Source organism: Austwickia sp. (genome assembly GCA_016699675.1).
Taxonomy (GTDB): Bacteria; Actinomycetota; Actinomycetes; order Actinomycetales; family Dermatophilaceae; genus Austwickia.
Genome location: CP064985.1, coordinates 2,012,524 through 2,034,568 on the forward strand (window position 1 = coordinate 2,012,524; position 22,045 = coordinate 2,034,568).

At 72.1% G+C, this 22,045-nt stretch carries 17 protein-coding genes and 1 pseudogene; 6 read left to right on the top strand and 12 right to left on the bottom strand.

Annotated features, from left to right (window positions below; all coding sequences use genetic code 11):
* Nucleotides 1-803: 803 nt before the first annotated feature.
* From IPK37_09185 to IPK37_09205, 5 genes are all read right to left on the bottom strand, one after another.
* Complete coding sequence (locus tag IPK37_09185; protein ID QQS02451.1) at nt 804-2,831, bottom strand: HAMP domain-containing histidine kinase; 2,028 nt, start codon at nt 2,829-2,831, stop codon at nt 804-806.
* A 358-nt stretch (nt 2,832-3,189) separates the two neighbouring features.
* The gene (locus IPK37_09190) at nt 3,190-3,768 is read right to left on the bottom strand and encodes a hypothetical protein (GenBank protein ID QQS02452.1); all 579 of its coding nucleotides are present in this window, start codon (nt 3,766-3,768) and stop codon (nt 3,190-3,192) included.
* A 41-nt stretch (nt 3,769-3,809) separates the two neighbouring features.
* Entirely contained in the window at nt 3,810-4,703 is an 894-nt protein-coding gene (locus IPK37_09195) for a universal stress protein (protein ID QQS02453.1), read from the bottom strand.
* A gap of 282 nt (nt 4,704-4,985) precedes the next feature.
* Nucleotides 4,986-6,569 carry an ABC transporter gene (locus IPK37_09200; GenBank protein QQS02454.1) on the bottom strand — a complete coding sequence of 528 codons (1,584 nt, stop codon included), beginning with the start codon at nt 6,567-6,569 and terminating at the stop codon, nt 4,986-4,988.
* Nucleotides 6,566-7,576 (bottom strand): ABC transporter ATP-binding protein, encoded by a 1,011-nt coding sequence (locus tag IPK37_09205; GenBank protein ID QQS02455.1) that lies wholly within the window; start codon nt 7,574-7,576, stop codon nt 6,566-6,568. The genes IPK37_09200 and IPK37_09205 overlap by 4 nt, the downstream gene beginning before the upstream one ends.
* Before the next feature lie 70 nt (nt 7,577-7,646).
* Between IPK37_09205 and IPK37_09210 the strand changes: the two genes are divergently transcribed.
* Entirely contained in the window at nt 7,647-8,300 is a 654-nt protein-coding gene (locus tag IPK37_09210) for a TetR/AcrR family transcriptional regulator (protein QQS02456.1), read from the top strand.
* 437 nt (nt 8,301-8,737) lie between these two features.
* Nucleotides 8,738-9,720, top strand: a pseudogene (locus tag IPK37_09215) (DUF2332 domain-containing protein).
* 54 nt (nt 9,721-9,774) lie between these two features.
* On the opposite strand, the gene IPK37_09220 reads toward IPK37_09215, so the two are convergent.
* From IPK37_09220 to IPK37_09230, 3 genes are read right to left on the bottom strand one after another with little or no spacing between them, the layout of a single operon-like run.
* A complete protein-coding gene (locus tag IPK37_09220) occupies nt 9,775-10,677 on the bottom strand; it encodes a carbohydrate ABC transporter permease (GenBank protein QQS02457.1) in 903 nt (300 codons plus the stop codon).
* Nucleotides 10,674-11,588: a sugar ABC transporter permease gene (locus IPK37_09225; protein QQS02458.1), complete on the bottom strand. Its 915-nt coding sequence runs from the start codon at nt 11,586-11,588 to the stop codon at nt 10,674-10,676. The genes IPK37_09220 and IPK37_09225 overlap by 4 nt, the downstream gene beginning before the upstream one ends.
* A complete protein-coding gene (locus IPK37_09230) occupies nt 11,585-12,874 on the bottom strand; it encodes an extracellular solute-binding protein (GenBank protein ID QQS02459.1) in 1,290 nt (429 codons plus the stop codon). Before IPK37_09230 ends, IPK37_09225 begins: the two co-directional genes overlap by 4 nt.
* A 331-nt stretch (nt 12,875-13,205) precedes the next feature.
* Here IPK37_09230 and IPK37_09235 point away from each other — a divergent pair, with 331 nt between their 5' ends.
* The 4 genes from IPK37_09235 to IPK37_09250 all read left to right on the top strand — a co-directional run bounded on the left by IPK37_09235 (nt 13,206) and on the right by IPK37_09250 (nt 18,431).
* The gene (locus tag IPK37_09235; protein QQS02460.1) at nt 13,206-14,201 is read left to right on the top strand and encodes an SIS domain-containing protein; all 996 of its coding nucleotides are present in this window, start codon (nt 13,206-13,208) and stop codon (nt 14,199-14,201) included.
* Nucleotides 14,198-15,460 (top strand): amidohydrolase family protein, encoded by a 1,263-nt coding sequence (locus IPK37_09240; protein QQS02461.1) that lies wholly within the window; start codon nt 14,198-14,200, stop codon nt 15,458-15,460. Before IPK37_09235 ends, IPK37_09240 begins: the two co-directional genes overlap by 4 nt.
* A gap of 164 nt (nt 15,461-15,624) precedes the next feature.
* Entirely contained in the window at nt 15,625-17,607 is a 1,983-nt protein-coding gene (ftsH, locus tag IPK37_09245) for an ATP-dependent zinc metalloprotease FtsH (protein QQS02462.1), read from the top strand.
* A gap of 38 nt (nt 17,608-17,645) precedes the next feature.
* On the top strand, nt 17,646-18,431 hold the full coding sequence (locus tag IPK37_09250) for a DeoR/GlpR transcriptional regulator (protein QQS02463.1): 786 nt from the start codon (nt 17,646-17,648) through the stop codon (nt 18,429-18,431).
* On the opposite strand, the gene IPK37_09255 is transcribed toward IPK37_09250, so the two are convergent.
* The 4 genes from IPK37_09255 to IPK37_09270 form a co-directional block, all read right to left on the bottom strand.
* On the bottom strand, nt 18,432-19,262 hold the full coding sequence (locus IPK37_09255; GenBank protein QQS02464.1) for an alpha/beta fold hydrolase: 831 nt from the start codon (nt 19,260-19,262) through the stop codon (nt 18,432-18,434). It lies immediately after the preceding gene.
* A gap of 120 nt (nt 19,263-19,382) precedes the next feature.
* Complete coding sequence (soxR, locus tag IPK37_09260) at nt 19,383-19,838, bottom strand: redox-sensitive transcriptional activator SoxR (GenBank protein ID QQS02465.1); 456 nt, start codon at nt 19,836-19,838, stop codon at nt 19,383-19,385.
* A gap of 56 nt (nt 19,839-19,894) precedes the next feature.
* Nucleotides 19,895-21,652, bottom strand: coding sequence for an NAD-binding protein (locus tag IPK37_09265; GenBank protein QQS02466.1), 1,758 nt, complete (start codon nt 21,650-21,652; stop codon nt 19,895-19,897).
* A 9-nt stretch (nt 21,653-21,661) separates the two neighbouring features.
* The gene (locus IPK37_09270) at nt 21,662-22,042 is read right to left on the bottom strand and encodes a hypothetical protein (protein QQS02467.1); all 381 of its coding nucleotides are present in this window, start codon (nt 22,040-22,042) and stop codon (nt 21,662-21,664) included.
* Nucleotides 22,043-22,045 lie beyond the last annotated feature (3 nt).

A 22,045-nucleotide genomic window follows, 5' to 3' on the forward strand; every position in this document is an offset into this window, starting at 1 on the left:
CACGGCGGCCGGCAGCAGGACCATGCCGATCGCGGCCCAGCCGGCCACCCGCGGAGTGAGGACGAGACCCAGCCAGACCCAGGGGACGCAGACGAGCCAGGCGAGCGGGTACTGCGGATAGAGATACGGGATGGTCAGGCAGAACAGGGCCAGCAGCGCGAGCAGCGGCAGGAACGACGGGTACTCGAGCCGGCAGTAGGTGGGGCGCGGCGGATGCCAGATCGCGAAGGTGACCAGCCCCGTGAAGACCAGGTTGATCTGGAGCCGGATGATCCACGCGACGTCGTACCGGGCCTCGCCCGTCCCGCCCAGGCCGCCGCCGGGGATGCCGCCGAGGTAGACGATCGCGGCGGCGGCCCCTGTGGCCAGGCACGCGTACAGCACCACGTGCGGGATGCCGCGGGGAAACCAGGCGGGGACGGCGCGGTGGTACGCCGCCAAGGCCGCCAGCGGGACCGCGACGTTCACCAGCCCGATGCGCAGGGCGTCCCCCGGGGGCAGCCCGGTCGCCATGGTCTCGCCGACGAAGGCGGCGGCGGCGACGAGCACGACGCTCGCAAAGCGACGGTACGCCGAGCGGTCGCGCGGCCAGAGCAGGCTGAGCAGGCCGAGGAGCACCGCGGGCGCCGCCCACGAGTCACTCAGATGCCGCTCGGGCACGTAGGACTGGGTGCCGGTGGCGACGGCCATGACGAACCAGAGGGCGAAGAGGGTGACGCTGACGGGACGCCGCGGCGGCTCGGGGTGGATCACGGCATCGGCCCGGCACCGCGGCCTCAACCGGTGGGCGATCCCTGCGGGGATCACGGCGCGGTCCCGGCCGGCAGCGTGAAGCGGAACGTCGCGCCGCCCCAGGTGTTGGTCGCCGCGCCGATCCGGCCGCCGTGCCGCGTGACGATGGCGTGGCACAGCGACAGCCCGAGACCGATCCCCTCGACGTCCGCCGCGTCCTTCGTGCTGCGGCTGAACGCGGTGAAGATGCGCTCCTCGTCGCCGGGGTCGAGGCCGCGACCCCGGTCGGCGACGGCGACCTCGATCCAGCCCGGTTCGACCTCCGCGCTGCGGATGTCGATGTGCGCCGGGCGGCCCGGCCGGGCGTACTTCACCGCGTTGCCCACGAGATTGCCCACGAGCTGGCGGGTGAGGGCCTCGTCCGCGCGGACGACGTGCGGGACGTCGACCGCGAAGTACGGACCCGATGCGGCGGCCAGGCCGCGGGCGTCGTACCCCGCCACGACGTCGCTCACGATCGCCGCCAGGGGCACGTCGACGACGGTCATCGCCCCGCCCCGGCTGACCGCGAACGCGAGGTAGTCGTCGATGAGCTTCTGCATGCGGAAGACCGCGGCCTGGGCACGATGCAGCAGCATCAGGCCGGTGTCGGTGTCGTCCCCGACGAACTCCTCGGCGGCGGCTTCCATCCACCCGGTCAGCGCCGAGAGCGGGGTCTTCAGGTCGTGGGCCACGGTCCCGGCGAAGGTCTCCAGCTGCTGTTGCCGATCGTGGGCGGCGGTCACGTCGCGCAGTAGCAGCAGGTTGAGGCGCTGGCCGCCAATGATCAGGTCTTGGCTGGTGACGCTCAACCGGAGCGGTCGTCGGTGCCCGGTCGGCCGGTGCTCGGAGGAGGGGTGCTCGGTCGCCGCGACCACCCGGCGTACGTCCGTCGCCTGCAGCTCGACCTGGCGGATCCATTCGGTGCTGACCCGGTCGGGCACGTCGCCAACCAGGTGTTCGGCGGCGCGGTTGGACAGGGTGACGCGCCCGTCGGGTCGGGTGAGGAGCAGGCCGTGGGACAGGGTCTGGACGATGCCGTCGAGGATCTCCCGGCGATCTTGTTCCGCGGCGGCTCGCGCCGCCACCTCGGCCCGCAGCGCCACGAGGTTCTCCCGGAAGACCGCGAGCATCAGGGCGACATGGGTGACGAAGGCCGGGGTGAAGTCGGCGAGCAGCTGCGGGCTGATCGCGGCGACGCCCGCAACGGGGGGCGCGACGTCTCGGTACGCCGTGGCGATGAACGCGATGGTGATGGCGAACGCCAGCACCGCCGTGCCGCGGATGCCGAACAGCAGCCCGGTCCAGGCGGCCAGCGCGATGAAGAGCCACGACAGGGGCTGATGCGGGAGGAGGTGGGGCAGCGTGAGGCAGGCGGCCACGCCGATCAGGTACCCGGGCAGGTGGCCCAGCACCGTGCGGGCGCGGGGCCCTCGGACGGGCAGGCGATCTCCGTCGCTGGGGTCGCGCCGAAACAGCAGCGGGAGAACGCAGTTCACGGTGATCGCCAGGACGCTGAACTGGCGCACCGCCGCCCACAGGATCTGTTCGCCGGAGTGCGGCGTCCCCAGGCCGCTGCCCGGGTAGGCCCCCAGCAGGGCGCCGACCGCGGCCGCCGGAGCGATGACGAGCATCAGCCACACCGCCTCAGGGGCGTCGCGGGGCACCCAGGAGCGCTGTTCGGTGCCCAGCTGATGAGCCCAGACCGCCACCGCGGCGACGGCCAGATTTGCGGCGGCCATCGCGACGAGCTGGCCGCCCGCGGTGCCCGAGAGCAGCCCGCCGACGAGGAAGCCGCCCGTGCAGACCGCGGCGTTGCCGGCGGCTGACGGCCGGGAGCGCCCGGTCGGCGCCGCTGCGGCCAGGGCGAGCGCGACCAGGTACAGGCCGTCCACCGCCCAGCACCCGGACAGGCCCGGCGCCGAGGCGGGCATGAAGCGGAACCCCACCCAGCCCAGGAGCACGGCCGAGACCCCGAGCACCAGCCTGGCCACGGCGGGGGACAGCGCGGGTACGGCGACCGGGGGTTCGCGCAGCGGCGATGACGACGGCCAGGCCACCGATCCCCCTCTCCTGGAGACCCAGTGCTCGGCGGCTCGTGGCACGGCCGCTGCGCGCAGTGTCGACGGCCATTGTGCCGCCTGAAGCGGGCAAACGAAAAAGACTCCGCGACAGCCGAATTCAAGCGCCGTCGCCGCATGGTACGGCGGTCGCTTGCGGCAGCTAGCATCGAGGGGTGCTCACTGGACTGGCCCTGGCCTACGCGGCGTTCACCCTCGTGTTCGTGGCGGTCTTCGTGGTGGCCCTGATGGTCATCCTTCGATCGGGGCGCTTTTCCGTGACAAGCCGCAGGCTGCACAACCTGGGCCGGTCGCGAGCGCGGCGTGACCCGGAAGCACCGGGCCCGCGTGGCGGGGGTCAGTCCGCGTAGACCGCCTCGGACCAGTAGTCGAGCGCCCCCGCCCGCCGCAGGCTCACCAGATAGCCCTCCTCGTCGACGGGGTCGATCCAGTCGACGTTCCCCTGCGGGGGCGGCAGCTCGCCGTACGGCGCGTACGCCGTACGCACGCACACCAGCCGGATCGCGCCCTCCCAGCGCGGCCCGCGACCCATCCCCGGCCCCGCCCCGGCCGGCGCGCTCGCGTCGTCGGCGATCGCCAGGGCGACGGGGCGGCAGGCGATCTCCCGCAGCAGGGCGATGAGGTCGGCGTCGGCCGGGTCGTCGGCCTCGACCGCCCCGTCCGCGACGGCCGCGTCGATGCGAGCCTGCTGGTGGCGGGTTCCGACATCGATGGCGTGCCGTTCTCGAGCGGTACGCCGTGCGGCGTCGTCCGGCAGGCCCGCGTACCCGGGGATCAGCTCGGCGAGAATCTCGCCGGGGCTGTCCGCGTGAACCGAGGCGCCCCCGGGCAGGCCGAGCACGTGGGGCCACTGGCCGCCGTCCGGGCGGACGGGGTAGAAGCCGCAGCAGCCCGAGTGGTGGTTGACGACCTTCACGGGCCCATCGTGCCACCCCGGCAGCGACCCGGTCCGGGCCGTTACATCCGGACGACGAGCGTGGGGGTCTGCGGGTGCGTGGTCAGGGCGCGGCTCACCGATCCGAGGAGGAGGCCGGTGAACCCGCCGTACCCGCGGCTGCCCACCACCAGCAGGCAGGCCGCCGGCGCGAGGTCGGCGAGCACGTCCTGGGCGCGGCCGAAACGGACCACGCGTTCGACGGTCACCCCGGCAGCAGCCGCCGGCGCCGTGAGCTCGTCGAGCGACTCGCGGGCGGCGGCGGCGATGTCCGCCTCGTCGCGCATGAGCACAGCGGTGCCGTCCTTGGCGTAGTACGGGACGAGGTCCCAGGCCTGGACCGCGAGCAGCGGGCGGTCGAGCGCCTGGGCGGCGGCGATCGCCGCCTGGGCCACGTCCGGGGCGTGGGCGTCGATGTCGAGACCGACGAGCACCGCCCCGGCCGGGTCGCCCCCCGCGGCGGGAACGACGGCGACGTTGCCCTGGGCGTGATGCAGGACCGCCGAGACCGTCCCGCCGAGCAGGGCCCGGCGCAGCCCGGACGCGCCGGTCGCGCCCAGGACGGTCAGCCCCGCCTCGCGGGAGAGCTCCGCCAGCGTCGCGGCGGGATGGCCCGTGACGAGGGCGGACGTGACGTCCACGCCGGGGGCGTACGCGTGGGTGGCGGCCACCGAATCGCTCAGGTGGGCTCGGGCCGCCTCGGCCACCCGGTCCGTGAAGTCGGCGGCCTGCGGGAGCGGCATGACGGCGGTCGGCCGGGCCGGCACTGGCATCGGCGGGACCACGGCCACCAGGGTGAGGCCCAGGTCATGGAGTCGAGCCCAGTCCGCGGCCCAGCGGGCCGCCGCGAGGGCGGGCTCCGATCCGTCACTACCCACCAGCACTCGACCCGCCACGCGTGGCGACTCGTCGCCCATGCCGATCCCCGCCTTCCCTTGCGCTCGGCCGGGTTCGGCGCCCGGCCCCGCGTTGTGTCGTACCGGTCGACTCCATCCTCTCCCCGCCGTCCCGGCGCGGCCAGGGCCTCCGTTGTGGGGGTGCTCACCCCGCCCGACGTTCCCGGACGCTTCCGGCGGTGACCGTTCGTGACCCGCGCTTTGGGTGCCATGGCACCCTTCGCGCAGGTCGTGAGCGGTCGCCTGATCTCGTCACCGGGGTCGCCGGACTCGTACGCCGCGTCCGAGGGCCTCCCGGGGTGCTCAGCCGGCGAGCAGGTCTCGGGCGCGGAACCGGAGCACGGCGGCGGCCACCATCGCGATCGTCAGTCCGGTGAGCAGGACCAGCGCCGAGTGATGGGGGTCGTCGATGGGCACCCGGCCCGCGGCGTACAGCGGCGACAGGTACCGGGCCCAGTCCGGCAGCCGCAGCGTTTCGGCGAGCAGCCCGACGACCATGGCCCAGCCGACCAGCAGCCAGGTGGCCGCCGTGGCGCGCGGGGCGAGCGCGTGCACCGCGCCCGCCGCCGCCCCGATGAAGAGGACCGGCGGCACGAGCGCCGCGCCCGCGCCGAGCGCGGTGCCGATGTTGGCCGGTTCCCCGGTGGCCAGCGCCGTACTCACGCCGAGCGCCGCCGCCGAGGCCAGCAGGATCGACGCCGCCCCCAGAGCAGCGACGGCCACCCACGTCAACCACAGCCGCGGTCGCGACGTACCGCTCGCCAGCAGCAGGCCCAGCCTTCCGCTGGTCTCCTCTCGCGCCCAGCGGGTCATCGCGGCCACCACGAAGCACGCTGCACCCAGGCCGCCCAGCAGCACCGCGAGGGCGGTCACGAGGTCCTCGGGCCGATCCACCGCGAACGCCGCCTGCATGCTCGGGTTGGCCCGGACGATGTCGCTCATCTGGCCTCCCAGCGCGCCGAGGCAGGCCGCCCAGGCGGCGGTGCCGAGCAGCCAGCCCAGCAGCGGCGCGCGCAGGAAGCGCCAGCTCAGACCCGCGGGGGTGCCGAGTCGCGCTGCGCCGTACGCCGGTCCCGGCCGCGGCGCCAGCAGGCCCCCGGCAAGGTCCCGCCGCCACCGCACCAGCGCGGCCAGTCCCCAGCCGAGCAGCGCGGCGACGCCGAAGGTCGCCATGGGGTGCCAGTCGGTCGGTCCCCACGGCCGGATCTCCGCGAGCTGACCCGCCGGGCCCGACCACGACGGGTCGAGCCCGCGTCCGTCGACGATGGCGCGGCGGACGAAGGAGACGAGCACGAGGAAGAGGCCGACGCCGTACGCCGTCCGCGCGTCCCGGCTGATCTCGGCGGCGACCAGGCCCGCCGCGGCGCTCGCGGCGGCGAACAGCCCGAGCCCGAGGGCGTAGCGCCAGCTCCCGGTCGCGGGCAATCCGGCCGTGAGTAACCCGAGGGCGGTGGCCACCACGAAGCCGGCCAGCGTGGTCGCCAGCGTGAGGCCGGCCGCGGCCAGTGGGGCCAGTCGCCCGACACGAGCGGCGGTGACCAGCTCGATGCGGCCCTCGTCCTCCTCGTGCCGGGTCAGCCGAATGGCCAGGTGGATGGCGATGACCGGGAAGGCGATCAACCCCAGAAAGCCGACCTCGTACGCCGTGATCCCGCCGAGCTCGGTCAGCTCGTAGCCGCGGCCGTTGAGGGCGGCCGTCGCCGGGGAGACGCCGGCAGTGGCCGCGTACGCCGCGCGCTGCTCGGGGGTGGCGTATAGAGCGGCGATGCTCCACGCGGTGGCGGTGACCAGCCCCGCCATCAGGAGCGCCCACGTGATGAGGGCTGCGGCGCCGGCGCGGAGCTGGGCGCCGAGTAGCGTCGCCGTACCGGCAAAGGCCCGGCTCATCGGACCGGCACCCGAGGGCGTGCCTGGCGCTGACGTCGACCATCCTGCGGGGAATCGGCGGGGGGATCGGTCCGGGGATCGGCGCGATAGTGCTCCAGGAACAGCTCGTCCAGCGACGGCGGCCGGACCGTGAGCGCCAACGGTTCCCGCGCGGCGACCGCGGCGGTGACCCGGGCGAGGGCCTCCGGAAGCACCACCAAGGTCGTCTTGGTGCCGCGTGGGTGCGGCGTACCGTGCGCGTCCGTGACGCCGGTCGCCTCGACAAGATCCGCGGGCAGCGGGTCCGCGGTAACCGTCTCGATGGTGCTGCGGGTGTTGCGGCGCAGCTCGTCCAGGGTGCCGGTGGACACCGTGGCCCCGGCGCGGATGATGGTGACGCGGTCGCACAGCGCCTCGACCTCATCGAGGATGTGGCTGCTGAGCAGGACGGTGCGGCCGGCCTGCGCGGCCTCGCGCACCGCGCCCTGGAACTCCGCCTCCATGAGCGGGTCGAGGCCCGACGTCGGTTCGTCGAGGACCAGCAGCTCGACGTCGGCGGCCAGCGCGGCCACCAGCGCGACTTTCTGTCGGTTGCCCTTGGAGTAGCTGCGGGTCCGCTTGGTGGGGTCCAACTCGAACCGCTGCACCAGCTCGTCCCGGCGGCGCCGGTCCTGGTGGCCGCCCAACCGGCCGAGCAGGTCGAGGCATTCGCCGCCGGTCAGTTGCGGCCACAGCGCGGTGTCCCCGGGGACGTACGCCAGCCGGTCGTGAATGCGTACGGCGTCGCTCCGCGGGTCATCGCCGAACACGGTGAGTTCGCCGCCGTCCAGGCGGATCTGGCCGAGGAGCGCGCGGATCGTGGTCGACTTCCCGGCGCCGTTGGGGCCGAGGAAGCCGTGCACCTCGCCTGCCGCCACCTCCAGATCAAGGCCATCCAGTGCCGTCGTGCGCCCGTAGCGCTTGACGAGCCCGCGGGCGGCGACGACGGGTGCGTCGCCGCGTTCCAAAACTGACAGTGACTTTCGCATGACAGCGACTGTACGCCGAGAGGCCGTTATTCTGGAAGTCACTATCAGATCAAGTTCCGAGGTTGCCGCGATGTCCGAGCCGCTCGCCCCCGCCCTCGCCGACCTGCTCGCCGAGGCGCTGCCCGGATCCCCTCGGATGGGCCTGCGCGCCCGCAAGAAGGCCGCGGCGATGCGGCGGATCCAGGAGGTCGCGGTCGAGCAGTTCGAGGAGCACGGGTTCGCGGCCGTCACGATCGAGCACATCGCCGAGCACGCCGAGGTCTCGCCCAGCTCGATCTACCGATACTTCGGCACCAAGGAACGCCTCGTCTTGCACGACGAGTACGACGACCTGGTCTTCGCCGTCGCGGAGCGCCTGTTCGTCGAGCACGATCCGTGGACGGCCTTGGGGACGGCGATGGGCCTGCTGCAGGGGACCCACTTCGTGGCCGACGCCCTCTCGCTGCGCCGGATTCGGGTCTGGCACGAAACCCCGTCGGTGCGGGCGGAGGGCTTCGTGTTCCTCGACGAGTTCGCCACCCGGCTGGCCCCGTTGATGCACGCGGGGGACCGGTCGGGTCGGTCGCTCAAGGACTACGAGGTGGTCGCCGCCGCGCTGATGGCGGCGTTGTTCCGGGCGCTGGAGCGGTGGTACGCCGACGGAGCCACCCGCGACCTGGCATCCGATGTGGTGGCCGCGATCGAGCTCATCCGCCCAGCCTGGGCCACGTCCGGCCGGGGCTGAGGGACACGAGTCAGAGGCAAGTCAGGTGCCGGGGAGCCGCGGAGGGCACTGCCCGCAACGGGATCGACCGGTCCAGCGTGACGAATCGGCCCTCCCGGCCCCGCCGACGCCACCTCGTCGTCACGCATTCAGCGACCCTGGCCTACCTCACCGCGGCGACCACCCCAACTCCGGTTCGACGGCTGGGGGCTCGGGCGGCGCTGATGGTCGTTCCCGGGTTCGGGCGGGCCGGTTGGTTCGGTGTGGGCAGGTGTCAGGACATGGTTCTGGTCGTGGTCACGACGGGGAACGTGTCCTGACAGCTGTCCACCGGGGGGTGAAGCGGCCCCGCGGGCAGCGGCAGGCCGGGACGCCGCATGCCGGCGCGGCGACCAGCAACGCCCGTACGCGCTCGCCGTCTTTTCGCCGGACGCGTGGCGTGGTCCGATTCTGGAGTCATGCCGAATGTCAGCCCGATCGCCGAGCGCTACCGCGCCTTCGCCGACCAGCAGGCCGCCGGGATCTCGCCGACCTTCCACGCCTGGGCCCACGCCGTCGCGCACGACCCCGACCTGCTCGCCCGCATCGGTGAGCTGCCGGTCGGCAAGCAGCAACCGAACCTCGTGTTCGCCGCGGCCCGCGTGCACGGCGCGACGCCGGGCGAAGCCGCGTCGCTGCGGGAGATTCTCACCAGCCGGTGGCCCGAGGTGAGCGCCACGATCCAGGCCCGCTCGACCCAGACGAACGAGGCTGCCCGCTGCGCCGCCCTGCTCATCGGCCTTCAGCAGATCGACGGACCGATCGCGTTGCTCGAGGTCGGCGCCGCGGCCGGGCTCTGCTTGATCCCCGACCGCTACTCGTACGCCTTCAGCGACGGCACCCGCCTGGACCCGGTGGACGGCGCCAGCCCCCTCACGATCCCGATCGCCCTCCACGACGGGCTGACCCCACCCACCGCGATGCCCGACCTCGTGTGGCGGGCCGGTTGGACCTCAACCCCCTCGACGTGACGAATCCGGCCGACCTGGCCTGGCTCGAGGCGTTGGTCTGGCCCGAGCAGGACGACCGGCGCCGCCGGTTGACCATCGCGGCGGGCGTCGCCGCCGCCCACCACCTGGAACTGCGGCGGGGTGACCTCCTGCACGACCTCCCCACGCTGGCCGCCGAGGCCCCCGCCGACGCCACCCTCGTCGTCACCCATTCCGCGACCCTGGCCTACCTCACCGACCAGCAACGCCACCAGGCGCTGGCCGTGTTCGCCGGCCGGCCCTGGCGGCGGATCGGGTTCGAGGGCAGGGGGATCGACCCCGCGATCGACGCTGCGGCCCTGGAACGCACGGCTCCCGCCACCCCGCAGACGCTGTTCGTCGCCGCTATCGATGGGCACCCGTACGCGCTCGCGGACGGCCACGGCAGCCACCTGAGCGCCTATCCGACATGACCTCGCATGACCGCACGAGGGAGCCGGGCACGCCCCGACCCGAGTAGACGGTTCCTACTTGACGGCGCCGGCGGTCATGCCGCTGACCAGGTGCCGTTCGATCAGCGCGAACAGGATGACGACCGGGACGATGGCGATCACCGCCGCGGCGAAGAACTGGTCCCAGTGCTGCACGTAGCCGGTGACATAGGCGCGCATCCCCACGGTCAGCGGCTTCTTCGAGTCGTCGATCATCAGCGTCAGCGCCACGACGTACTCGTTCCACGCCGCGATGAACGTGAAGATCGTCGCGGTCACCGCCCCGGGCAGCGTCAGCGGCAGCATGACGCGCATCAGCGTCGCCACCCGGCCGCACCCGTCCAGCCGCGCGGCCTCCTCCACCTCGGCGGGAATCGCCGAGAAGAAGCCGTGCAGGATCCACACGGCGAACGCCAGGTTGAACGCGGCATTGGTGATGATCAGCGCGCCGTAGGTGTTGATCATGTTGAGCTCGAAGAACTCGCGATAAATGCCGACCACCAGCGCCGTGGGCGAGAACATCTGGGTGACCAGCACGAGAAACAGGAACGCGCCCCGACCCGGGAACCGGAATCGCGCCGTGAAATAGGCGGCCGGCACCGACACGGCGAGCACGATGACCGTGGACGCGAACGCCACGACCAGGCTCGTCGTCAGCCAATTGAGGAATCGCCCGTCCCCGAGCACCTGCGCGTAGGTGTCCCACTGCCATTCCTGCGGAAAGAATGAGGGTGGCGTGCGCTTGACGTCGGTGCTCGTGCGGAAGGTGTCGAGCAGCATCACGACGTACGGCGCGAGGAACGCCAGCGCCACCACGATCCCCGCCAGCGACAACACCCAGGGCCGGGCCGCGGCATAGCCGGTCTTGCGGCGACGCGGGTACGTCGTGGGGCGCGTACCGCTGGCCCCTGGGGCGCCCACCGCGCTCGCCGTACTCATGATTCCGTCGCCTTCCGCCAGTCGATGAGCTTCATATAGACGACGACCACCAGCAGAATCAGCACGAGATTGAAGACCCCGGCGGCCGCCGACATGCCCACGTCCTTCTCTTGGGATTTGAACGCGAGCTTGTACATGAACGTGATCGCCGTGTCGTGTCCGAACCCGGGGTTGCGGTCGTTCAGCGTGTAGATGATCGGGAACGAATTGAAGACGTAGATGATGTTGAGCACGCTCGCGATCATCAGCGCCGGCCGCATCAGCGGCAGCGTGATCCGCCGCCAGGTCTGCCACGGCGAAGCGCCGTCGATGCGGGCCGCCTCGAAGACGTCGCCGGGAATCGCGTTGAGGCCGGCGATGAACGTGTACGTCGTGAAGGGGATCGACACGAACACCCCGACGGCCACCATCGACGCCATGGTCAGGCTGTCGTTGCCCAGGAAATCAATGGGGCTGCTGATGAGGTGCAGGCTCATCAGCAGGTGGTTGATCATGCCGTAGTTGTAGTCGTACATCAGCACGAACAGCTGCGACGTGATGACCAGCGACGCCGCCCACGGCACGATGAGCGCCCAGCGCACCAGGGATCGGCCGCGGAATTCCTTGATGAGGAATTGCGCCAGCGCCAGCGAAATCAGAATGGTCAGCAACACCACCGCGACGACCCAGACCAGCGTGTTAGTCAGGACGCCGGGCAGGTCGGGATGCGCCAGCAGGTTGGCGTAGTTCGCGCCGCCGGCGTCGCCGAGTCGCAACCCCGTGATGGAGTACCGCCCCAGCGACGCCTCGACCAGCTTGATCGCGGGGAACAGCACGACGCCGAGGATCAGGGCCAGCGCCGGACCGCACCACAGCAGGGCGACGAACCAGGGTTGCTGGTTCGTCGCCCTGCTCCGCGTGGCTCGGGTCACTTGCCGGCCTGGGCCTGCTGCTGGAGCTTGTCGAGCACCGCCTTGGGGTCCCCGTTCTCGGCGACGGCCGCGCCCAGGTTCTGCTGCACGGCGAGCTTGACCTTGTCCCAGGTGGGGTCGTCGGTCGGGGTGAGGTGGATGTTCGGCAGGGTGTCGAGGTAGACCTTGAGCTTGGCGTCGTCCTTGAACGCCTCGATGCCGGACTTAGTCACGGGCAGGAAGCCCTCCTTCTTGATGAAGGTGTTGACCTGGTCCTTCTGGTAATAGAGCTCGTAGAACTTCTTCACCGCGTCCTGGTTGGCGCCATTGTTCTTCTTGAAGGCCATCAGGTAGTCGGTGACGCCGAACGTCTGGGCCGCCCCGCCGTCCTTGGTCGGCATCGGGGCCACGCCGTACTGCACCTTCGCGTCCTTGTCGAGCGCCGCGGCGAGCGGGCTGAAGCCCACCACCATGCCGGCCTTACCGGACTTGAACAGGTCGAACGCGTCCGCCCGGTTGGTCTTGCCGGGGTTGTTCTGGGTGACCTTGTCCGTGACGGCGAGCTTCTTGAGGAAGGCGAGGGTCTCGACGTTCTGCGGCGAGTTGATCGTCCACTGGCCGTCCTTCTTCCAGTCCCCGCCGTTGTTGAACGCCCAGATCGAGAACTCGCCCTGCGCCTCCTCGGGGCCGAGCGGCAGCGCGTAGCCGATGTTCCCGGAGCCCAGAGCCTGGATCTTCTTGGCGGCGGCGACGAATTCGTCCCAGGTCTTCGGCGGCGCCGCGATGCCCGCCTGCGAGAAGAGCGTCTTGTTGTAGAAGAACGCCCGGGCGCTGGACAGGTCCGGGAAGCCATACATCTTGCCGTTGTAGGTGCCCGACTTCACGAAGGCGTCGAGGATGTCCGACTTGGCGGCTGCGGGCAGCACCTCGTCGGCGTTGTAGAGCAGGTTGTCCTTGGCGTAGCTCGCGTAGGCGTTGAGGTTGAGGATGTCCGGGGTCTGGCCGGTCTGGACCATCGTCGAGGACTGCTGGTCGATGTTGTCCCAGGAGACGACCTGGACCTCCAGGTCGTAGCCGTACTTCTCCTTGTACGTCTTCGCGAACGCGTCCCACAACGCCTTGGTGTTGTCCTTGGAGTATTCGGCGGCGACCAGCTTGATCTTGGTGGCCTTGTTCGCGTCGCCGGAACCGGAACCCGAGCCCGAGGCGCTCCCTCCGCCGGCTCCTCCGGCGCCGGTTCCGCCGCCACAGGCGGCAAGGGCCAGGACGAGTGTGCCGGCGGCGACGATGGACAGTCGCTTCTTCACGATGCCTCCTGCGGCTTGAGTGATCCTGATCGATATCCCCAGGATTCGATCGTCTTACGATACTTCCCGGCGGGGCGGGCTGTCAGCCCTTTCCGCTCCACAGCCTTTTCCCGCTCTTCTGGATCGATCCCTCCATCGTGCCGACCACCGGCCGGTCTGTCGCCTGCCATGCGGGGCGTTTCGACTCGTCGCGGCCAGGGGATCGGCGATCCGGCACCTGCATGGTGTTGCACGAAACCGGCAACAGCCGATCAAAATCAAGCGTTACGATGGACGGGCGTGCGCGCCTCGCGCCGCGGGCATGACGAAGCGGGCACGGAAGAAGGTCGCGATGAGCAGCACCGATTCCCACGGGGAGTCCCACCTGGAGACCCCCCCGAAGTCCCCAGCGGAGTCCCATCTGGCCCGGGAACTGCGCACCCAACCCGACGACTGGCGCTGGGCCGCGCAACGGGCTGCCGAGGTCGCCGACCTGCTGCCCGCCGCGGGAGAGCGCGTGGCGGCGGTCGGGTGCGGCACGTCGGTGTTCATGGCCCGCGCGTACGCCGAGCTGCGGCAAGCCGCCGGCGACGGGTGGACCGACGCCTTCCCGGCCAGCGAGCACCACCTGCTGCGGGGCCCCGGGGGCTACGACCGGGTGGTCGTGATCTGCCGCTCCGGGACGACCAGCGAGGTCATCGAGGTCGTCGAGGAGCTGGTCGCGGCCGGCATCCCGCACGTCGCGATCGTCGCGACCCCGGGCACCCCGGTCGCCGAGCGTGCCCAGCACGTGATCCTGCTGGACCGTGTCGACGAGAAGTCGGTGGTGCAGACCCGGTTCGCCACCACCACGCTCGCCCTGCTGCGCGCCTCGGTGGGGAGTGCCTCGGGGAGCGCTGCGGGCGCCGGGGGCGCCGCCGCGGTGGCGGCCGCCGCGGCCGATGCCGCCGCCGTCGTCGACGCCGCCGACGACGAGCTGCTCGCGGACCTGCTCGACGCCCAGCAGGTGACCTTCCTCGGGCGCGGCTGGACCGTCGGCCTGGCCGAGGAGGCCGCGCTCAAACTGCGGGAGTCGGCCCAGTTCTGGACCGAGTCCTATCCGGCGATGGAATACCGGCACGGTCCCATCAGCATCGCCGCCCCCGGCCGGGTGACCTGGGCCCTCGGCGAGGTCCCCGAGGGCTTGGCAGAGGAGGTCCGCGCCACCGGCGGCCACTTCGAGCACCGCGACGTCGACCCGATGGCCGAGCTCGTGCGCGTCCACCGGCTCTGTCTGGCCCTGGCCGCGGCTCGGGGTCTGGACCCTGACGAGCCACGCCACCTGAGCAGGTCCATCATCTTGTCGTGACTGCTTCCCCCGAGGTTCCCTCCGCCCCAGCGCGGCTCGACGGCACGATCGTCGCCGCCGGACGACGTACGGTCGCGGGGTGCGTCGTGCTCGCGGGGGAGCTCATCGCGTACGCCGGGCGCGCCGCCGACCTGCCCCGCGAGCTCGCGGCGGCCGCCCGCGCGCCGGAGGGCTGGGACCCCGGCGTCCTGCTGCTGCCCGGGCTGGTGGACATCCACCACCACGGCGGGGCAGGCGGCGAGTACGGCCCCGACCCCGCGGCCGGCCGCCGCGCCGCCGCGCACCACCGCGCCCACGGCTCGACCACGCTGGTCGGCTCGCTGGTGTCGAACTTCCCCGACGCCCTGGCGGCTGGCGTCACCGCCTGCGCGGGGCTCGTCGCGGCCGGCGAGCTGGAGGGGGTGCACCTAGAGGGGCCGTTCCTGTCCTACGCCCGGCGCGGCGCGCAGAATCCGGCCGCGCTCACCGACGTGGACCTGGGCTTGGTCGAACGGCTTGCCGCCGCTGCGGCGGAGGCCGGCGCCCCGGAGGCGTTGGTGCAGATGACGTTCGCCCCCGAGCGGCCCGGCGCCGACGCGCTGCCCGGCGAGCTGGCCCGGCACGGCATCGTGGGGGCGGTCGGGCACACCGACGCCACCGACGCCCAGTCGCGGGCGGCGATCGAGCGGGTCGTCGCGGGGGGTGCCAGGCAGGGCCGCGCCCTCGCCACGCACGTCTTCAACGGGATGCGGCCGCTGCACCACCGCGACCCCGGGCCGATCGCGGGCTGCCTCGCGGCGGCCGGGCGCGGGGAGCTGGTCCTGGAGGTCATCGGCGACGGCGTGCACCTCGATCCGGGCACAGTGCGGATGATGTTCGACCTCGTCGGGCCGGAGGCGATCGCGCTGATCACGGACGCGCTCTCGGCGTGCGGCATGCCGCCGGGGCGGTACACCCTCGGCGACCTCGACATCGTCGTCGACGATCAGGTGTGCCGGCTCGCGGACGGATCCTCGATCGCGGGCAGCATCGCGACGATGCTCGACGTGCTGCGTTGGGTGACCACCGCCGCCGGCGTACCGCTGGAGGACGCCGTCACCGCCGCCACTGCGACGCCCGCGCGCGTGACGGGCCTGGGAGCGCTTCACCGGGTCGGAACGCTCGCCGCGGGTGCCCGGGCCGACGTCCTGGCCGTCGCTGAGGAGGCGTACGACGAGGCCACCGGCCGCGCGACCCCGTTGGCGCTGCGGGCCGTCTACCGCCGCGGGGTGCGGGCCTGACGTGCGCGCCGGTGCGGGCTGTCCCTAGAGTTGCCTCTCGCGGAACTTCGCAGCACCTCGCGGAATTCGCGGGCATGACCAGCACATCGAGCAGCACACCGACCAGCACGCCGCAGCACCCGCCGTACCGCCAGCCCAGCCCCCGCCCCCGATTCGGAGCGCCCATGGCCAGCACGCCGACCGAGAAGAAGACCGATACGCCGCAGCCCTGGCGCACCGAGGGTCTGCGCGAGGCGGACAAGGACAAGGTGGGGTCGGGCAAGGACGGCCGGATGCCGCCCAACTGGCTCAAGCTGCTGCGGACGATGCTGCTCACCTATCTCGCGGTGTTCATCGTCTTCTGGCTGCTCGACATCGGCCAGAACCCGTCACCGACCCCGGTGTCCTACACCGAGTTCAAGGCCCAGGTGGCGGCGCGCAATGTCGCCGAGATCTACGCCAAGGGCAACACGATCCAGGGCACCCTGCGCGAGGCCAAGCAGGTGCCGGACCACGCCGAGGAGAAGTACACCAAGCTCGTCACCGAGCGCCCGGACTTCGCCCGCGACGACCTGCTGGCCGAGCTGCAGTCCCAGGACACCAAGGTCGTCGCGACCCCCGTGGTGGAGCAGCGCGGGCTGTTCGCGAACCTGCTGATCTCGCTGCTGCCGTGGGTCCTCATCATCGGCGCGTACGTGTGGTTCATGCGCCGCCAGGCCTCCCGCATGATGGGCGGCGGTCTGCTCGGGGGCGGCGGCAAGAAGAAGCCGGTCGACCCCGAGAGCGTGCGGGTCACCTTCGACGACGTCGCCGGCATCGACGAGGTGGAGGGGGAGGTCGCCGAGATCGTCGACTTCCTCAAGAACCCGGGCAAGTACGCCGCGCTCGGGGCCCGCGCCCCCAAGGGAGTGCTGCTCGCGGGCGCCCCCGGCACCGGGAAGACCCTGCTGGCCCGGGCCACCGCCGGCGAGGCCGGGGTGCCGTTCTTCTCGGCGAGCGCCAGCGAGTTCATCGAGATGATCGTCGGCGTCGGCGCCCAGCGGGTCCGGCAGCTCTTCGAGGAGGCCCGCAAGGTCGCCCCCGCCATCATCTTCATCGACGAGATCGACACGATCGGCCGGGCCCGGTCGGGAAGCCGCGCCATGGGCGGCAACGACGAACGCGAGCAGACGCTCAACCAGATCCTCACCGAGATGGACGGCTTCACCGGCGCCGAGGGCGTCGTGGTGCTCGCCGCCACCAACCGGGCCGACATCCTGGACCCCGCGCTGCTGCGCCCGGGCCGGTTCGACCGGACCATCACGGTCAACGCGCCGGACGCCGTCGGACGCGCGCAGATCCTGCGCGTGCACACCCGCAAGGTGCCGCTCGCGACCGACGTGGACCTCGACGCGGTCGCCAAGTCGACCCCCGGCATGACCGGCGCCGACCTGGCCAACCTCGTCAACGAGGCGGCGATCGCCGCCGCGCGGGACGGCCAGGACCGGGTCCACCAGGCCGGCTTCTTCGCCGCGCTGGAGAAGATCCAGCTCGGGGCGGCGCGGGCGGTGGTGATGCCGGAGGAGGAGCGCCGGCGCACGGCGTACCACGAGGCGGGCCACGCCCTCCTCGGGATGCTGCAACCGGGAGCCGACCCCGTGCGGAAGGTGTCGATCATCCCCCGCGGCCGCGCGCTCGGCGTGACCCTGTCGACGCCGGACACCGACCGCTACGGCTACGACGAGGCCTACCTGCGCGGGCGGGTCATCGGGGCGCTGGGTGGGATGGCCGCCGAGGAGGTCATCTTCGACGTGATCACCACCGGCGCCGAGTCCGACCTGGAGACCTCGACCGCGATCGCGCGGCAGATGGTCGGCCGGTGGGGCATGTCCGACGCGGTCGGGCCGGTCCAGATCTATCCCAGCGACGGCGACGTCCGCGCGGCCGGCTTCTCCGAGGAGATGCTGGGGCGGGCCGACGCGGAGGTTCGGCGGATCGTGGAGGAGTGCTACCGGCAGGCGAAGCGGCAGCTCACCGAGCACCGCGGCCAACTCGAGGCCATCGTGGCCGAGCTGCTGCTGCACGAGACCCTCGACGAGGCGGCGGTGTATCGGGCGGCGGGCATCCCCCGCGGCCCCGAACCCGAGCTGCCCATGCGCGCGCCGGAGGACACGCCGGCGGGGCGCTGACTCGCTGGTACGCGCCGAACGATTCGCAGGAGGAGGCCATGAACAAGCAGGTCCGGCTCGCGCGACTGGCCGAGCTCGTCACCGAGCGGGGCAGCCTGCACGTCGATGAGGCGGTCGCCGAGCTCGGGATCTCGCAGGCCACGGCGCGTCGCGACCTGGACGAGTTGGCCGGCCAGCAGCTCATCCGGCGCACCCGCGGCGGAGCGGTGGCCAACTCGACCAGCGGGGACATGCCGATGCGCTACCGGTCCGCGCGCGAGGGCGCCGCCAAGTCGCGCATCGCCGACGCCGTCGCCGCGCGCGTCCGTCCCGGCGAGGTCGTCGCGTTCAACGGGGGCACGACGACCACGATGGCCGCCTACCAGGTGGGCGTGCGGTTCTCCGCCGAGCACCCCACCGACGAAGCCGTGCTCACCGTCGTGACGAACGCCGTCAACATCGCCAACGACCTCGCCGTCCGGCCGCAGACCCGGGTGCTGGTCACCGGGGGCGTGGTTCGGCCGAAGTCCTACGAGCTCACCGGGCCGCTGTCCGAGTTGGTGCTGCCGCGGATCAACATCGACGTGGTGTACCTCGGGGTGTCCGCCATCGATCTCGCCGCGGGCATCTTCACGCACGACGACGCCGAGGCCGCCGTGAACAACGCCTTCGTGGAGGCGGCCCGTACGGCGTACGTCGTCGCCGACTCCAGCAAGCTCCGGCGGCACTCGTTCGCCCGGATCTGCCCGCTGGAATCCGTCGATGGGCTGATCACCGACTCCGGTGCCGACCCGGCCGCCCTCGATGCGCTGCGCGCCGCGGGGTGGCAGGTCGTCACGGTCTGACTAGGGCAGGCCGGCCACGCCCTGGCGCACCGGGTGATGGCGTAGGAACGAGAGCACGGCCTCGTTGGCCTCGACGCCGCCGGCGTAGTAGACGTGCCGGCCGTTGTCGAGCAGGTGCAGCTCGGCGCCCGGGATCGCGGCCACGAGCAGCCGCGCGTTCTCGGCCGGGCAGATCTCGTCGTCGAGGGCGTGCACGACGAGCGTGGGGGCGGCGATGTCGCCGAGCACGGCCCACGCGTCGTGCGACTGGCTGGCCGCGAAGTGGGCGCGGCGGGCCACCGGGGAGCTGGTCCGCGCGGGCACCTGCGCGTCGTCCGGGTGCTCGGCCAGCCACGACGACCGGAAGAACAGCGGCCCCAGCGCCGCGGGGTCGCCCTCGGCCAGGACAGCGGACACCTCGTCCCGCCGGGGGGCGCCGTGCGCATCGCCGCCGGTCGTCCCACCGAGCACCAACGCCGCGACCAGCTGCGGGGAGTCCGCCGCGAGCCACTGGGCGATGCGCCCACCCATGGAATGGCCGTAGACGTGGGCCCGTGCCACGCCGACACCGGCGAGCACGGCCGCCGCGTCCCGAGCGGCGTGCCGCGTGGACCACGCCCCCGCCTGCTCGGGAAAGATCAGGTCGGAGTCGCCCGTGCCGCGATGGTCGTAGGTGATCACCAGGTGCCGACGCGCGAACGTCTCGACGGCCGGATCCCAGGCCGCCCCCGACAGCGACTGCCCGGCGATGAGGAGCAAGGGGTCCGCGCCGGGGTCACCCTGCTGCCGGACGGCGAGCCGGGCGCCGTCCTCCGTCGTGATCGTCGTGCGGGTGCTGGGCAAGGTCGCCACGGTCCCGAGCGTACGCGGCCGGCTCCACAGTGCCTCCACCCGGGGCGGGATCTCTTGCGCGACGAGGGGATTCCCGGATCGGGTCCGCACCGGGGCGGAGCCTTGAGCCGGGTGGGCGCCTCAGGCGCCGGGCCACCGGCGCGCGCCCGGACCCTCGTCGGCCCGGACATCCTCGGGGTTGTAGATGGGGCAGTTCTTGGTGGACAGGCAGCCGCACGCGATGCACTGATTCGTCGTGTCGCGCAGCGCCACCAGCTCGTCGATGCGGGCCTGCAGCACGTCGTGCCACGACTGCGAGAGCCGCTTCCAGTCCTTCTTCGAAGGCGGCTCGTCGTGCGGGAGCGCGTCGAGCGCCGCGCGAATCTCCGCCAGCGACAGGCCGAACCGCTGGGCCGCCTTGATGTAGGCCAGGCGTCGCAGCACGTGCCGGGGATAGCGGCGCTGGTTGCCCGCCGTGCGCTCCGCGGTGAGCAACCCCGAGTCCTCGTAAAACCGCAGCGTCGGCACGGAGATGCCTGATCGTTCGGCGACGGCCCCGATGGGCAGCAGGTCATGGGCGGTCATCCGGCGCGGCATGGGCCGAGTCTAATTCGACCTCAGGTGAACTTGAGGATGACCCACCCCGCGCCGGGTCAGCGTCGTCGCGCGCGTTCCAGCTGCTCGGTCCGGCTGCGGGCCCGGGCCAGGCGGCGCCACACGTAGCCGTCGGGCAGGCGCCGCCCCGACACGACGTACTCCACCACCGACTCGTAATCCAGCGTCTGCCGCAGCCGGTCGAGGTCGTCCCGGCGGCCGGCGAACAGGATCCGATCCCCCGGCTGCAGGGCGACATCATCGCCGGGCGCGTAGGTCGGCTCACCGTCGCGTTCCCACAACAGCGGCACGACGCCCAGCGGCGCGTCCCGATCGTCGGGATCGCGCAGCAGATCGCCCAGGGTCAACGGGGAGTGCGCTAGCCACCGGAGGGCGGCGGGCGACCTTCGATCCAAGGTCGTCACCACCAGGTGCGGCCCGGTAGGTCCGCAACGATCGGTCAGCCGGGTGAGCATGTCGTCCGACCAGTCGTTCTCCGCGCCCAGCGCGTGTTCGACGAGTCCCCAGAGCAGCGGCGTGACCACCCGGGCCAGCGCCTCGTTCGCGACGAGATCGGTGGGCGTATACACCGAGTCGATGTCCAGCGCTTCCACCAGCGAGCGGTGCGCATCGGTCGCCTGGCGCACCGCGACGAAGACCTCCGGGTCACTCTGCCGGGCATGCTCAGCCAGGGCGATGTTGAGGGTGTCCACCTCGGATCCCGCGATGAAGCCCGCGGCGCCGGTGACGTCCGGATGCGTGGCGCGCGGGTCCACCACGTCCACCGCCATGCCGGCGGACCGTAGGTCGCTGGCGACCTCCTCGGCGAAGTGATCGCCCGCGGCCACCACCCATCGGCCGGTCGCCAGCCCGTCGGGAAGCTCGGGGAGGGGCGCGTCCTCGCCCGCCATGAGCCAGGTCACCAGCCGGTACGTCGCGGGCCGCTGCAGCGCGAGCACCAGGTAGCCACCGAAGCGGTCCGCGGGGTTGATCACCGCCGCCGCGCCGAAGTCCCGCATGTGGTCCTCCGCCAGCCGGTCGTGGCAGCGCGCGATCACGGGCACGTCGGGGCGCAGCAGGGTCGTCGCCAGCACCACCGCGAGGTTGGTGTCGTCGTGGTTGGTCAAGGCCAGCACGGCGGCGCAGTGCGGGCTGCCGAGGCCGGCGATGCCCAGGACCCCGGGCAGCGCGGCGTCGGCTTCGAGCGCGGGGACGTCGGCATACAGCGCCTCCGCGGCGAGCCGGTCGATGCGGCCCCGATCCCGGTCGACGACGACGACGCGGCGGCCGGCCTGGTCGAGCTCGCGGGCCACCAGCTGACCCGTCCGGCCGTAGCCCGCGACGATCACGAAGCCCTCGCGCAGCCGGCGCACCCGGCGCTGAAATCGCTGGGTGCCCAGCGCCTCACGGAAGGCCTCGTCCTGGAGCAGCGACAGCGAGGTGCCGATCGTGTAGGCCCACCCGATGACGGTGAGGTAGATCGAGAACGTGACCCACATCCGCTGGGCGGGGGTGAACGGCACGATCTCGCCGAAGCCGATCGTGGTCGCGGTGTAGGAGATGAAGTAGAAGGCGTCGAGGACGGACAGATGGGTGGGCGCCCCGTCGGCGTCCCGGCCCGGGATGAGGACCAACCCCAGGACGGCGATGCTGAAGATCAGGATGAGCACGATGAGGGGCACCCGGATCCGGCGCAGCGCCAGGAAGATCGCGTCGGTCGTCGGCACCTCCTGCGGCACGGCCACCGCGCGGCGCCGCACCGCGACCCGGCGCCGCTCCGCGGACCGCGCCAGGAACAACAGCAGGGGGTTGGCCATGGGGGCTGGTCAGCGCCGCGTCGCCGACACGGTCTCGATCAGCAGCAGGATCAGCGACACGACGTTGGCCAGGAAGGCCCCGCCGGACAACGAGACGATCGTGGACATGTGTTGACGGGGGAGGTCGCCCTGCGTCTGCCAGTACATGAGGAAGCCGGCCGCCGCCGCGAGTTGCAGCACCGCGACCAAGGACGTCGCCAGGTGGAACGCCCCGACCTGGGTGCGGTCCCCGAACTTCAGGATGAGCGCGATGACGTTGACGACCACGGCGGCGTACAGCTCCCAGGGGCTGTGCATCTCGGGGTCCCCGAGATCCCCGATGAAGAAGCCGAAGTTCAGCGTCGCCGCGAGCAGGACGACGAACGAGAAGACGACCTTCTCAAGATTCATGTC